Source organism: Mesorhizobium sp. B263B2A (assembly GCF_020165775.1).
GTDB lineage: Bacteria > Pseudomonadota > Alphaproteobacteria > Rhizobiales > Rhizobiaceae > Mesorhizobium > Mesorhizobium opportunistum.
In genome coordinates, this window is record NZ_JAIUIU010000014.1 from 90685 (window position 1) to 104267 (window position 13583).

Genomic DNA, 13583 nt, shown 5'->3' on the forward strand with positions numbered 1-13583 from the left:
AGATCGTCGTGGTCCTTGTGGCAAGAGCGGCTAGTCCCAGCAGCCCAAATCGGATTGCATCCAGGTTGAGCCATTGGTGGGATCGCGCCGAATCGTATTTTTCGATGGGACACCCCGGCCGGATGTCTCATGCCGTCTAAATCAATAGCATCCCGCATGATGGGCGTTTTGGCGGGTAAATTCCGGAAGTTTACTCTAAGTTTTTGATTTTATTGATAATATGGCGGAGAGAGCGGGGCCTGGCGATACAACTCCTCGGATAACTGATGTCAGCCTCCGAGGCTTCGTATCTAGCCTGAACCCGGGCGGCCGCCATTTTGGCCTCAAGGCGCGGCCTTCCCCAGCGTATCGGTATACGACACTACCGGACGGGGCCGAATACGTTTCGGCAGACGATCTGAATTTTCGTCCCCTGTCGGTGGTGATAGTGGGCATCAGCGCGGCGTGGCCGCGTTCAGTCTCCTGCGTTCCATCTTTCTGCCTAATCGTGCCGTGTCTGGTGTCGCCGGCCGTTTCCCCACGATGCTCATGTTCGGTGGTCACCGGATCAGTTGCCTCCTCTGATGCGTCGCTCCTCACCGATCGGGATGATCCAGCCGCCAGCGCGGTCAGGCCGAGAAAAATCATCGGGACCCCCTATCTGCGTCAGGCGGATGCGAACGGTTTGCAGCTCCGCGTCGATAGCGGCACGGATGAGATCGCGCTCGATGCCGACGAAGACCGGCCGGAGATTGAGGCGAGCGAGCGCCTCCTGATCGGCGGGCGCAACGTCGGTGTCAGCGACGGGTCCGGCACGGGTGACGATCCCTCCGATCAGTCCGCCCATGGTCGTGGCCTTTTCCAGCTCTCTCACCAACGTGGCATCCAGCAGCGCTCGGGCGCGTTGGAGATCCCCTTGGAGTCTTCGCGCGAACGGCTGGTGTGTGAGGCCGCGAAGCGCACTGGCTAGCTCAGCGTGCCCAAGCGACTTGATGAGATTGGCGATATGGAGGCGGAGAAGCCCGATGAAGAGCGCGTCTTTCTCCTCCGGCTTGATCGGCTCGCCTTCATCGATCGGATCGCGGACTGAGAGGTGGGCGTCCGTCGGATTTGGCGCCGCCATCCCCCAGCGGGTCGCGATGGCAATGCGCTTCACTGTGATCTTGCGGCCTCCAGCGGTGATATCTATCCGTCCGGCCTGAGCCCAGGCGCGGTTCAACGCTTTGGCCGGGCCGCCATTATCGTGGCAACCTTTCGCTTCGGCCACGGTCAAGGAGGACAGGTCGGATGCGCAGGCGATCCAGTCGGGCAGATCGCCGCGGGACAAGCGCGTGACTTTGACCTGCCGGCGGCGATCGAGGTCGATGATGCGGCTGCCGAGATGCGCGAAGATCGAAAGGTTGAAGTAGCGTTCCAGATAGGCGCGGGCAACGAAGCGGCCGAACAAGCCGGATAGCGCGACCTTCACCTCGCGGGCTTGCCCAAGCGGTTCCCGGAAGATGAAGGGCGTACCCGCGCCGGTTGGCGTCAACAGCGCGTCCAGGATAGACCACGCGCCATATGCAGCCCCTGGCGTCTGCAACACTTCGCGAATCCCGGCGTCCTCGATCTCCGAGACGTCGAGGTCGACGGTCGCGCCCGCGACAGGGCTGAATGTTGGCGGATCGAAATTGTGGAGGAAGGTCCTCGTCATAGCGCCAGCGCCAGCTTGGGATCGTCATGCTCGAAAGCGCTGGCCATTCGGCTGATTTCCGCCGATCGAGCGCCGACCGCCTTGGCTGTATCGCGCCAGGTCGCTGTCACGGTCGCGACCTCTTTGATAATCGCGCGGGCCTGCGGCAGGGTGAGCGCGAAAAATATCGACGCGTTCAAGCAGATCGAGCGAACAGGTGCCCTCATCGAGATCGATGTTCGTCGTCAGCACCCGGGCCTTGAGATCTGTCGGGACGGGATTGAGGTCGTATGCCGGCGAGAGAGACCACCCCGCCTTTCCCAGCCATAGGAAACCGTGATTGCGGAGGTGGTCGTCGACATTGGAAACCAGCACATTGAAGACGACCCGCCGATAGAGGGCATGCGCGTCCGTCTTCCCCTGGGCGCCGTGTTGAGCAAGGGCATCGACGATCTCCGGATAGCTGCCGCGCTCACCGTCCTTGGCGCCCATCATCGCCATCGCCGACAGGAACGGGATGCGGCTCGCACCGTCACGATCGAAGCGTCGCGACAACATGACTGGCTTGCCGGCGACCTCGATCAGCTCGTGTTGAGGCGTGGCAATACCTGCCTGGCCGGCCAGCCGCAGCGCGATCTGTTCCCAGGTCTCCATACTGTAGTCGTCGGTCTCCTTCGGGAATTTCGCTATGGAGAGGTGACCATGTTGGTCGATAACCGAGGCCTTCGGTCGGGCACCGCCCAGGGAGGAGCCTGGGGCAAAGATGAGCTGCAAGTCTTCATCCGTTTCCTCGTCTCGGAGGATCGTTCGGTGATCTGGAGCAAACGGCCAAGCTCGATTAAAGCAGGAACGCCCGTGCGGATCGGCGCTTGGAAAATCTCTTCGCCGACCCAGCGGAAGCGGAGGGCGCCAAGTCGCGTCTCGTCGGCGACGCTGAGCAGGTAGTCGCTTTCTACAAGCGTGCGAACCGCGCGGCCTTCTTGGTCGGCGAGGCGGCGTTCGGCGCGCTGCATGAGGCGCCGGCCCCAGGTATCCGGCGCTGAGTCGCCGATGGAGCCGAAAGTCACAAGACCTGCAGGGGGGGCGAAGGCTCCGCGGGTCAAAGCAAGAGCTGGCTCTAGCGAGAAGCGGTCCGGATCCTCAAGCCATGCTCCGTCATACTCGAAGAGGATGGTCTCGGTTCCCCGGACGCGATTGCTCCTCGCCAGTCCGATCGGGCGTGTGCGGCCGTCCAAATCGATATGGACCTCGAAGTCAGCCATCGCGCGACGATCCGGTTGGCCGCTGGAGGTGGACATGCTTGGGCAGGTCGGCACTGGCGAGCGCCTGACCGACGCTGTCGTTGCTGATGTCGGCGACCTGGCCCAGGCCCTCAAGGAGGCCGAGGGCCTGCAGGACGCCGGCATAGATGCCGACGCTGACGTTGGTGTCCCCGGCTTCGACCCTTTGCAGAGTCGAGCGAGAAGTGAAGGCGCGCTCGGCTACCACCGCCATCGGCAGCCGTCGGCGTCGACGGGCATCATGAATGTCAGCCCCAAGCTTGCGCAGCACGCGCCGCACCGCAGCCGGAGGGTTGTGTGGAGTGGGCATTATGTCACCTTCGCGCTACAGATTGGTCCGTTATGTAGCACGAAGACTACAATTCATCTAGCCCTTGAAGCCTCATCTCAATGGAGAACGAAGTTCTATTACCGCCGTCGTGACGGCATCGACGGGACCCCCCAGTCGTCGGCGATCGCGGCGAGCGTGGTCATCACGTCATCGAAGCTCGTTCGGACGACCTGAGTGAAAGGAGCGTCTGTCTCCGTCACTATGCGGTCGATCTGGGCAAGTGCAGGCGAGAGAGCGGCCGCGATGCGAACGGGTCATCTCGGCATGACGGAGAAATAGCATAGCATCGGCGCACATCGAGCCTCGCTTTTGCTTCGGGTGAACCAGTGAAGCACGACCGTGCCGCGATGCTGTGGGAGATACGACCGTGCCGCGATGCTGTGGGAGATATTGTTCGTGCAGGTGCGGCCGCTGCCCGCCTTAAAAACTGTCAAGAAAGGTGGCGAGCGCCCAGACCCGTATCAGGATCCACTAAGGCTCGGGTATTCAGGCTCCGCGCCTCCGACGCGACCATGCTCTGAAGCCGCACCTCCAAGATAATAGGTTTTCCTTCGCCGGATGGAGGCGGTCAGAAATCCAACGCTTTGGCCAGCATCGGTTCAAGAACCAGATCCGGCCGACCTCCCTTTTCGCGAAGCTCCATTGCCCTTATGATCTTCGTGCCTTCATGGCTGTGCTTCCAGTCCCGAGACGCTTCGGCCGCGACGACGAGGTAGTCGGTCTGGCCGCAGACGGTTTCCTTCCAATCACCGCCGCGTTCGCAAATCATCTCAGCGATTACCTTTCGCGGGCCAATGGCGAATTTTCCCGTGAGGACGAACATCCGACTCGGAATTACGAGCCGGCTTGCATCCTCCAAGGCGCCGTCAATGACACCCACATTGCCGAAGGTAGGCAGCCCCGTATCTGTCGCGCTGTCGCCGACAAGATGGGCAATCCACCCGCATATGTCTTCTGCCTCCTCGGCGGTTATGCGACGGTCAGAAATAGACCTTCTGGCAGTTTCTCCGAGAGACGCCACGCGGCTGTCTCTCTGCAGGACCACACTCGAGTCCAACCTGGACAGCAGTCTTTCGACCTCTGCGGGCGTGATGGAGTTGTCGCAGGCGATACCGGCACAGAACCCGTAGAACTCGTTGACTTCGTCCTTCTCGTCAGCGGCGATAAACTCCCGCGAGCGTATGCCGACTATTGTTTCAAGGATGGCGTAGATCTCTTCGGGCGCGTTACCCCACACATCCAGATCGCGAATGAGCTCGGCAGCATCGTCGTCGTGAAGAAGGGACAGGAACTGCTCAGCTTCGACCCTGAGTGGCGGCATCTCCGCGCTCTCGACCCGCTCGCTGGCCATCACGCCCTTCAAGAACCCGAGCCAGTACCCCAACGCCTTCCGGTGATTTGCCTGCGCATGGATTCTACCGAGCGCGGCCCCTTCGTGTTCGAGTTTACCGCCCCTTCCGCGGAACACTTCAACCATTGTCGCCCCCTCGACTCTTGGTTTCGATCTTAGCAGACATCAGAACACTCATCTATCCGCCGACCAGACAACGCGTGCCTAAACCGGAAGGCCTATCCCGTTAGCTCCCTGCTTTCGAGATGGTAGGGCCAGGTTGCCACCCCAGGAACGGCGTTTCGGCCGAGCGGTCGACCAAAGAAGACGCTCTGGACTCACCAAGGATCAGGCGCCTGAACCCGCTGCCTCCGACGCGCTCTGTCTCTCGCCCAGCCGTGCTCGTCCGCAAGGGACGCTCCGCTCAAGCCCTTGCGGACTGCGCGCGCCTGCGCATGGCGGGACGCGCGACGGCGGCTCCGGAGATCAGGCTTGGTTCCAGACCGCTTCGTGCGGGGAGCTAAAGCTCGAGATCGCCCTTTCGCCTACTGTGCCGACACCGTTCTGTCCCTGGCGCTGCCGTGCTCTTTGATTAAATCTGCCGAATTCTCGCGTATCCTGCGGCCGCGCATGTGAGCACAAGGTGGCGCCGGCGCTTCGACGAGCCACCCCACAAAAACCAGCGTCGGGATGGCGACCGAAATGCTGAGGCAAGAGACCGCCACTCCAGAATGAAAAGTTCGTCATGCATTCCCATGCCGTTATTGCGTCCCTGCCAGTCGCCGGGGCCGACCGTACTGTCCTTATCGAGGCCGCCAACACCGCGCTCGAAAGAGCCATAAGCGCATTGAGCCCGCCAACGAGAAGCTGACTCGCACCCTTTGGGATGCCGAGTCCTATATCCATAATGAAATCACCGCAGACATGTTGCCGATTTCACGGGACGACGCTGCGTACTTCGTGGACGTGTTCCTGATGCATCATGTCATTGGATTGGCTGTCGCAGCAGACGAAGAGGCCGCTGATATCCCGGCCGTGACCTCGCCGGAGGTGGCTGGACCTGCCTGCTGCAATCTCGCGGGCAGCGCAATCAATACAGCGGTCTATTGTAGCAGACGCTTTATGAAGGCGAACCTCGACGATCTCGTGCGGCGCTGCGCCGGCCCGACCCGCCGATTCAAGCGGAGTGGTGCTGAGGTTGCAGGAAAATGCCCCCCGCAGGACTCCTGGAGGGCAGGCACGGGCTGGGTGCCGTGCTCGTGGGCTGGAGGCGCGTCACAGCGGCGCAGGCCCCGCACCCGGAGGGCGTCATGACGATGACGGAGGCCGCCCCCCTTCCTTGGAGTCCATCACTACACCCTGAGATTCCTGGTGGATTCGGGATACGTCGAAACGACCTCGTGAGAGGGAAACTGGGCGCAAGAACACTCGGGCCGAATTCACTACGGCCGTGGCAGCACGGCCGCTCCAGAACGATTTCGTCCAAGCCAGGAACGGGCCAGGAGACTGGGACGCGGTTCGAGTCCTTGCCCCCGGCTCTCGGAAGCAGGATTTAACCCTGCGATCCGCACCTCGATGGGGAACAGTCGCAAAGTGCAACCGAAGCTTTTGAGCAAGTGCTCACGGCTGAAATCGGAATCCGCCGGGGACTATGGATGTATCTTCGGCACGGCGACTTCAAAGGAACCGCCTCGTTATGGGCCAAAACGTTTGTGATGACGTAAAGGTCAGGCCAGAGTTGCCACTCCCCGCACGCGGTGTCCCTCAGAGGCGCCTTTCGCGACCAGAATCGTCTGATCTTTTGTCGGAACCCTGACAAAGCCGTGTCGTTGCAAACAGACAGAAGCGGAGACTAAGAGCCAATATAGTGAACTAAACCGACTCTTTGAATTGGCTTGGCTCTTGCATTTTGAATCGGCGTTCATTCCGCAACGGAGCCGTTCGATGTCCGGAGCCCGACCAGAGCGACACCCTTCGACCATTTCCTGTTGCGGAACGAGCGGCGTTATTTCCGAGCCGATTGCATACGAAGTAATTGCTAAAATCTTTAAATCAATCTCACAGGAGGAGAAATGGCTGACGAATTCATCTACGACGAAAATTGGTCGGCAATGTATGAGCTACTTACATTGCTGCGAGGTAAGAATGATGAGGTCGGCGAGACTGTCGCCTTTCTTCAGCGATTTTCCAGCGGAGGGAGTGCTCTTGAACTCGGCATTGGCGACGGACGCGTGGCGGTGCCGTTGAGCGAGCGAGGCGTCAAGGTCGAAGGTATCGACAATTCGGACAGCATGTTGAACCTTCTCGCCAAGCGTACTGGCCTGATTAAGTTTTGGAAGGCAGATATTTCAAGATTTAGATCGGAGCACCGCTACAACTTGGTGTATTGCGTTTGGAATACATTCACGCAGGCCGTCACGCGCGAAGCGCAAATAGCTTGCCTCCGATCTGCCGTGGAGGCGTTAGATGATGGAGGGAATTTGGTGATAGATGTAGGCGTGCCGCCCTTGGATGGTTTCGTCAACGGCCAGAAAATTTCCACGCTCGTTGTGGATCATGAGAATACGATCATCGCTGCTGATGTGCACGATCCGCTAACCCAAAAATTGGTCTCAACCCTCCTCTGGTTTTCTGGTACGTCGGTCAAACGATTGCCCAATCGCGTTCGTTACGTCTATCATCAGGAACTCGATACCATGGCCGAATGCGTAGGGCTCAAGCTGGCGGAGCGTTGGGGAGATTGGGCAGGAGGTGCGTTCACCGAACAGTCCAAACGTCATATCTCTGTTTACCGCCGAGCGACGACCGGTCTATAAAATGAGTTATCTCCAACTAATGTAAGGCAACCCCCCCCCGGGCGGGTGATAAAGCCTGGCAGAGCCTCATTGAAACGACCGTGAGGTTGATGTGAGCGGAACAAGCGAGCTTGGCGGCATAAGAGTCTATGATCGGTTCTACCTATTCGCAATATGGTCTGTAGGAGTCAGCAGCGCGAAGCGCGAACGTGCATCAGCGAACAAGCGCGGCTCACGAACTCCGATGCCTTAACAACTCGATCGCGCGCCGAACGACCTCGCTGGCTTCCTGCAAGCACTTGACCACCTGACGCCGAAGGCCACTTCGATCGGAAAGTGCTGTCAGCATAATTCGGCCGTCGGCAATCGCCAATGCGCACGCATGGCTCGCACAGGTCTTCAAAGCGCATCGGCGATGGAAGGCCCAACAGCGATGTCCATGCCTTCAGTGAAATGACCAAATCTGAACGGCGTCAGCTTCGCGCTCACAGATCAACGGGAGGGTCCAATTACATCCTGTTCTGGCTGCTGAGCGCCAGCGAGCCAAATGGGGCGATCCTCCAATGCTGTTTCCTTTGCAAGCCGTTTGCACAACGTTTGCCAGAGGGGATCGCCGGCGAATGCTGGCAAGCTGCCCCATGCCTCCCTCAAAGGTATCTCGCCATAGCAGTCGATTAACCGCCCAAAATCGCAGCCAAGCTGGGTCATAAGACTGAACGGATCGATTCGACCCGGCGAGATCGTGCGATGCCCCCACAGACTCGGCTCTTGGTCAGACCCCAGCGAGACGGACAAGCTACTATTTGCAGGTGACGGAAACTCAGAGAGAGTAGACAGCAAGGCATAGCGCATAATCGGATAGTAAACGATCTGGCGACTGCCGCCGAGCACCCGCACTCCAGGGAGTATCGATGTTACAAAGAATGACAGGAGCATACTGGGTATGATTTCATGCTCGTTCAACGATTGGAGAAGCGCGTCAGGTGCGCACTGTACAGAGAAGGTCCCGCTTTCGTTCAAAAACAGGCCATCGCGCAGCCGCAGGGGAAATATGCGCCCCCCTAAAAAATGCCAAAAGAAGTCGGTTGTCGTCTTTGCCCAGCCGGCCCATTGGCCGCAATCAAACGACACGAAATGATTGAGCAGCCTCTTCGCAAAAGAGCTTGGTCCAAACAGCGTTGACGAAAGCCACGATGACGGGTCGCGAAGATGCTGGGCGACTAGGTCGCCCACGTCCAAATCATCGAACTGCAACAACTGTAGATCCGATGCGAAGAAACGGCGCCAGAGGCTCTGATTGGCTGTCTTGATAGCATCGGCGGCCGAGAGAAACTCATCATCGGGCAGGGCTCTTTTCAATTGCGCGGCCAGTTGGCTCGCGATCCTCGTCTGTTTGGCGCTCGTCAGAGCAAAGCGCTGCGGCGCATGACGTCCGCAAACACTGAGTCGACCCATTTTTCTGTTTGACAGCCCGAAGAGATTGAAGTGCTGACCTCCAAGCCGCAGCCAACCGGGGCCTTTCTTGTCGCTTTCTTGGAATTTTACAGTTGAACTCGAATGAGTCACATACCAGCTGTCTTTATGGGAGCGCAGCCCCATGGCACTAAAGATATGCGTGTAGAACGCATCGGGTTCAAAAGCCAGGTAACAGTGTGGGCCGGTCTGAATGACCGGTCGGCTTCGAAGCTGTGCACCGAGTTTTTCAATCTGCTGATGCCCATAGCCCAGACGAGAGGCACAATCTGCAAGTCGTAACTCCATCTGCTCTAGAGCATGCATACGGACAGGATCGGCGGCGGCGGGCTTAGCGTCATAAGCGGCATGCGCATACGCACGTGTCGGAAGCGTCGAGTAACGCGAGATGTGTGGCATAAGCCAAACCAATGCTTCAGCGACGGGTTTTGGAGATGGCGATTTCATAACACGTCATCCGGTGGGCTGTTGGGCTACCGTTTTGCTTGGTGGACAGATGAGAATACCGACTGTCCAAACCACGACGATGACAACTCCGAAATACGGGAGCCCGGCCGAGGGCAACAGCGTATCGCCGGCAAGTGCAGTCAAACCATACACAACCAATCCAAACCCCGTTGCAAGGGTTTGGATGCGCGCTGGCCGATCGACGGGAACCGCAATAAAGCCGACTGCGCCGCTGGTAACAATTGGATCATCCTTCCCGACAAAGTAATGAGGTGACTGTCTGTACGCTGTTGGTTTCAAGAAGCGCGAGCCATGTCGCGGACATGAAATACGAGTACCTGCCGATATTGGAGGCAAGCCACTGGCCAAGAATGTACTGGTCGTAACAATGGCATTTTAGGACGCGTTGGTCGTTGGCCGGCTTCGCTCAGCTTCCGGACGCTGCCAGGCGGCGGAACGGCGGGGGTTCGAAGGCCAATCCCGGCAGCGAAGCCGGGGTTTCTGTATAGACGTATTCATTTGGAATGCAGGGTGGGGCCATCGCCGAAATTACACGCCGAAGATTGTCCGCGTTGTTGCTAGCGGCAAGTGTGTAGAAATTGCCAGAATTCCATGTCACGCATCCGTATTTGAAGTGCGCGGCCACCGACTCTGACATTTCAGATAGCGTCGTCTCATTGAGGTTCATTTGCTTAAGAATGGATTCAGTTTTCTTTTTGATATCATCCTGAGTGAAGAAGCGCGCTTTATATCCGTAGTCTTTCTGGAGCTCCCGGCTCAAGTATGAGATGTCGTCGTCTTGCCGAAATTTTTCGAAGAAGAAGAATATCCCACCGTCTTTCAAGTGACGTTTCACAAAGCCAATCTGCGCCTTTCGATTGGGCGAATACATTTGAAATGTGGTGTCCTCCAAGATGATGTCGAATCCGTCGGCAAAGTGCCTGAGCGCCAACGTCCCAACCATTCGGCTCCGGGTCAAGTGATGAAATGGGCCGAGGAAGAATGTTGCATGCGCGGGCCGTCCGTGCAGAAAGAAGCTTTCCTCGTTTTCCTTATTGGGACTGCATGAAAGGGTCTGAATCTTGCCGTTACCCAGCTGGGCAAGCGTTCGAGCGAGTGTGCCTTCGGCGGCCCCCAGCAGATAGAACCGAGCCGGGAGGGTCTCATCCGCGATAGCGTCTGCATATCGCAAGAAGGCATCGCCAACTCGAACCTCCTCCTCAAGACGATAAGGAATGCTGGCATGATAGTGAGGGTCGAAGCGGCCCCAGATCTGGCGATGCGCGCCGGTGAAGCTTTGCAGCGACGCATCCCCTTGGAAAAGGCGCGCATCAACGCTCGGAACTTTGATCGGGGCTCCTGATCGCCCTGCTGCGGTCGCCGAAAAGAAATCGGCCATTTCATTCAATCGTGGTGCCTTATCGCAGTCCTTGAAAAAGTCTCCCACCCGCTGTTCCATTCCGCTCTTCCCAAGTGAATTGTTCGACGCACAGCTCCGGTACTTCGCGCATGGCTCCGTCACTAGACGCATCCGAGGCAGGCCGGCTTCGCCATAGTTATATCACATCACAATAAGTACTAATGTAAAAGTTAAGCTAAAATCAAATATAGGTCGCGACTTGGAAACAACACACTCTGGACATTAATTAACAATCTGCGCAAGGAGTGTTAGACTTAGTCCGCAGACCTCAAAATTGGATGTGCACATGAGTTACTCACGCGTTGACCGGTATCGCCTGGTCGAGCTTGCCGGTCCCGGGCAATGATCACGTTGTCGCCAACATGGGGTGATCGCTTTGATCTCCCGCGTCAGCATCCTCCGCGTTGAAGCACTGATTGAGCTCGACACCGGAGAAGCGACCGGCGCCTGCATCGCCGACAATCCCAGCATGTTGACCCGTTATCAGCATGCGACCCAAACAGGCGGAGCGGTAGCCGAGTCTGCCCGGTAAAAGGTCCGGTCAGAGGTCGTATATTCAATACTGGATCGTGATGGCCTGTGCTCACGGGGGATCAGGTAACGTTAGCATCACCAGCCCCCCTGCAGCCGCCCTGTCAGCAGAACCTTCACACATGAACCAAGAGCCGCTTGTCGCTTGCCCTGAACTTCATGTCGAAACCAAATCGATCGACCCAGATTTATCGCCTCTCAAATAATATCTCCGCCCAGATTCGACCGGCATAGGTACTCGTAGAGGGTGAAAAGCCGTTCGCCAATGACTCTTCCGCTCCCTAGAAGAGATGAGAAATTTCCCAAATTGGGCGACAAAATATGAGGTCATTCCATGGCAGAGGCCAGAACTGTGAACGGTAACTTGGTGTTCTACCGGGTCCAGAGCGCTTGGGTCTAGATAATCATAGCTCCTGAAAAGCACGGTTGGCGAGAGACATACCGGATCGTGTAGCGTCTGGATCACCGAGAAATATGAACGTTCAGCAAACAGGTTAAATCCCGAAAGATCAAATCCGCATTGGTTAAAGACGGAATTTTCCTCAAAGGCTTGCACGTCGGTGCAGAGGAACCCGAATTGCTGAATCCGATATGGCATCACTACTGTAGCAGGACTGGCGATTTGGCGGATGTCTTCCGCTATCGATTCATATCCCTCACCAACTACCCCAGAATCCAATGTTTCCGTAAAAATTATGTCAGGCGCCGAAGGAAGGTCGCCGTCCAGAATTGCTTGCCTTGAGGACTTTGCAATCACCGCGATGCGATCCTGCAAATCGTTGTTCCGGATAATCTCCCGCGCCGCCTCAGCAATTCGCTCATCCATCTCGCATGTGAATACCTTTCGGGCGCCATGCCTGGCGAAGAGCATCGCCGGAAGGCCAGCCCCGGTCCCGATTTCCACGACGGTCTTTCCTCTGAGATTACAGGATGCAATGGCCGCCTCTATTGCTGCATTTCGTGCGGAGTCGCGCATCATTCTGAAATGCCAGTTGGGAACCTGGGAATCTGCGTGAGCGCGGGATGGGATTTCGTGCATTTTTAATACCCTCTAAACCCCTATGGTGGGTGAATAAAAGCCAACGATCTCATCGCGAACAGCGATCGAGGGCGTCGCGCGCATTGTAGGGCTGCCTGTCAATCCTCTGAGACGAGCGAATGAGTGTTGCAGCTTGCGAAGGGGAAGCAGCAAGAATGGTGCCAAGGCACGCAAGCGCTAGAGACCCGGCCTGCCAATTCCGTCGCCTACAAAGAGTGCGTGAGTCTGCACCAGTTTTGGGAATGCGCCGGGTACCTGAACTCAGTGCCGATTTGTCGAATCCCCGACACGGTCATCTTTCGGCCTGAGTTCCTTAGCTGGTAGTCGCCCCGAGCCTCGAGCGTGTCGCCGAATACTCCGTCGCTTTACCCGGAGAGAAAGCGTGGCGGCGCGACAATCACGATCGAGGGGAAAGCACGAGTTCTGTTTGTCGTCTAGACGTCTGGGGTAACAAGGGGGGTTGAATGACCTACCTGCAATCCCGGTACCAGCGCAGCGACATACAGGAAAGCCCGGCATCGATCCTCTCGATCTCGGCGGTCTTCAGAGGCACGACCTTGTAACTCGCCTTTTCGAGCATCTCAATCGTGCGCGGGTAGCCCGCGCTGACCATGACGATGTCGTTGACGCGCAGCACGTTCGCCGCAGGCTCTTCGCCTTCCGGGACGATGAACTGGCGGAATTCCTTGAATACGGAAGCCTTCGCGAGGGCAGCGGTCGAAATCACGGTTTCATCGTCGAGCAGCGAGGAGGCCGTCTTGAAATGCAGAACGCCTTTCGGAGTCTCGGCAATCTGGGCCTTCCCGCCGAGTTGCTCGATACAGGAGACAAGGGCCTCTGCCCCGGCCTTGTCGGTGCGATCGGAAAGGCCTATCAGGACGCTATTTGGGGTGTACATGATATCCCCGCCGTCCGCTTGTCCCGGGGTAGGGAGTTCTAGCACGGTGTCGAACATATCGCGCAGGATCGGCGCGATCTCCGCGGTCTCGGCGACCCGGCTTGGCGTGCCGGGACGGAGCAGGATGGCGCCCCCGGTGAAAACGAGCGCCGGGTCTTCGACAAACAGGGAGTCTGGAAAGGCCTCAAGAGACGGCAGGACGCTCACTTCGACACCTGCATGCCGCAAGGCCGCAACGTATGCGTCGTGCTCGCCCTTGACGCCTTCATAGGTAGGACCGCCCCGATCATCGGCGCGTAGGCCGTTGACGACCGAGATCGAGGGTTCGCGAACGATTGCCGAGTTGAACTGATAGACCGATCTGGTTTGCGACATTTCCAATCCTATT

Annotated in this window: 8 protein-coding genes and 1 pseudogene; 1 reads left to right on the top strand and 8 read right to left on the bottom strand. The window is 57.9% G+C overall.

Annotated features, from left to right (window positions below):
* Positions 1–547: 547 nt before the first annotated feature.
* The 4 genes and pseudogenes from LB568_RS21330 to LB568_RS21345 form a co-directional block, all read right to left on the bottom strand.
* Positions 548–1672 carry a hypothetical protein gene (locus LB568_RS21330; protein WP_064993337.1) on the bottom strand — a complete coding sequence of 375 codons (1125 nt, stop codon included), beginning with the start codon at positions 1670–1672 and terminating at the stop codon, positions 548–550.
* Positions 1669–2913: pseudogene (locus LB568_RS21335) on the bottom strand (type II toxin-antitoxin system HipA family toxin). The gene LB568_RS21330 and the pseudogene LB568_RS21335 overlap by 4 nt, the downstream one beginning before the upstream one ends.
* A complete protein-coding gene (locus tag LB568_RS21340; protein WP_013533370.1) occupies positions 2906–3241 on the bottom strand; it encodes a helix-turn-helix domain-containing protein in 336 nt (111 codons plus the stop codon). The pseudogene LB568_RS21335 and the gene LB568_RS21340 overlap by 8 nt, the downstream one beginning before the upstream one ends.
* Positions 3242–3830: 589 nt before the next feature.
* Complete coding sequence (locus LB568_RS21345) at positions 3831–4739, bottom strand: hypothetical protein (protein ID WP_064993336.1); 909 nt, start codon at positions 4737–4739, stop codon at positions 3831–3833.
* 1925 nt (positions 4740–6664) lie between these two features.
* On the opposite strand from LB568_RS21345, the gene LB568_RS21350 reads away from it, so the two are divergent.
* Entirely contained in the window at positions 6665–7408 is a 744-nt protein-coding gene (locus LB568_RS21350) for a class I SAM-dependent DNA methyltransferase (protein ID WP_064993335.1), read from the top strand.
* Between the two features lie 471 nt (positions 7409–7879).
* Here LB568_RS21350 and LB568_RS21355 read toward each other — a convergent pair whose 3' ends face one another.
* The 4 genes from LB568_RS21355 to LB568_RS21370 all read right to left on the bottom strand — a co-directional run bounded on the left by LB568_RS21355 (position 7880) and on the right by LB568_RS21370 (position 13570).
* Entirely contained in the window at positions 7880–9307 is a 1428-nt protein-coding gene (locus LB568_RS21355) for a hypothetical protein (RefSeq protein WP_064993334.1), read from the bottom strand.
* Positions 9308–9734: 427 nt separating this feature from the next.
* Positions 9735–10766, bottom strand: a complete 1032-nt coding sequence (locus LB568_RS21360; protein WP_064993333.1) for a class I SAM-dependent methyltransferase — start codon at positions 10764–10766, stop codon at positions 9735–9737.
* A 649-nt stretch (positions 10767–11415) separates the two neighbouring features.
* Positions 11416–12297, bottom strand: coding sequence for a 50S ribosomal protein L11 methyltransferase (locus LB568_RS21365; protein WP_064993332.1), 882 nt, complete (start codon positions 12295–12297; stop codon positions 11416–11418).
* A 469-nt stretch (positions 12298–12766) separates the two neighbouring features.
* The gene (locus tag LB568_RS21370; RefSeq protein WP_064993331.1) at positions 12767–13570 is read right to left on the bottom strand and encodes a dimethylarginine dimethylaminohydrolase family protein; all 804 of its coding nucleotides are present in this window, start codon (positions 13568–13570) and stop codon (positions 12767–12769) included.
* Positions 13571–13583 lie beyond the last annotated feature (13 nt).

Excerpts from the sequence above, each read along its gene's own strand:
- LB568_RS21345 (WP_064993336.1), bottom strand. The coding sequence starts at position 4,739 with ATGGTTGAAGTGTTCCGCGGAAGGGGCGGTAAACTCGAACACGAAGGG.
- LB568_RS21360 (WP_064993333.1), bottom strand. The coding sequence starts at position 10,766 with ATGGAACAGCGGGTGGGAGACTTTTTCAAGGACTGCGATAAGGCACCA.
- LB568_RS21370 (WP_064993331.1), bottom strand. The coding sequence starts at position 13,570 with ATGTCGCAAACCAGATCGGTCTATCAGTTCAACTCGGCAATCGTTCGC.
- LB568_RS21355 (WP_064993334.1), bottom strand. The coding sequence starts at position 9,307 with ATGAAATCGCCATCTCCAAAACCCGTCGCTGAAGCATTGGTTTGGCTT.
- LB568_RS21330 (WP_064993337.1), bottom strand. The coding sequence starts at position 1,672 with ATGACGAGGACCTTCCTCCACAATTTCGATCCGCCAACATTCAGCCCT.
- LB568_RS21365 (WP_064993332.1), bottom strand. The coding sequence starts at position 12,297 with ATGCACGAAATCCCATCCCGCGCTCACGCAGATTCCCAGGTTCCCAAC.
- LB568_RS21340 (WP_013533370.1), bottom strand. The coding sequence starts at position 3,241 with ATGCCCACTCCACACAACCCTCCGGCTGCGGTGCGGCGCGTGCTGCGC.
- LB568_RS21350 (WP_064993335.1), top strand. The coding sequence starts at position 6,665 with ATGGCTGACGAATTCATCTACGACGAAAATTGGTCGGCAATGTATGAG.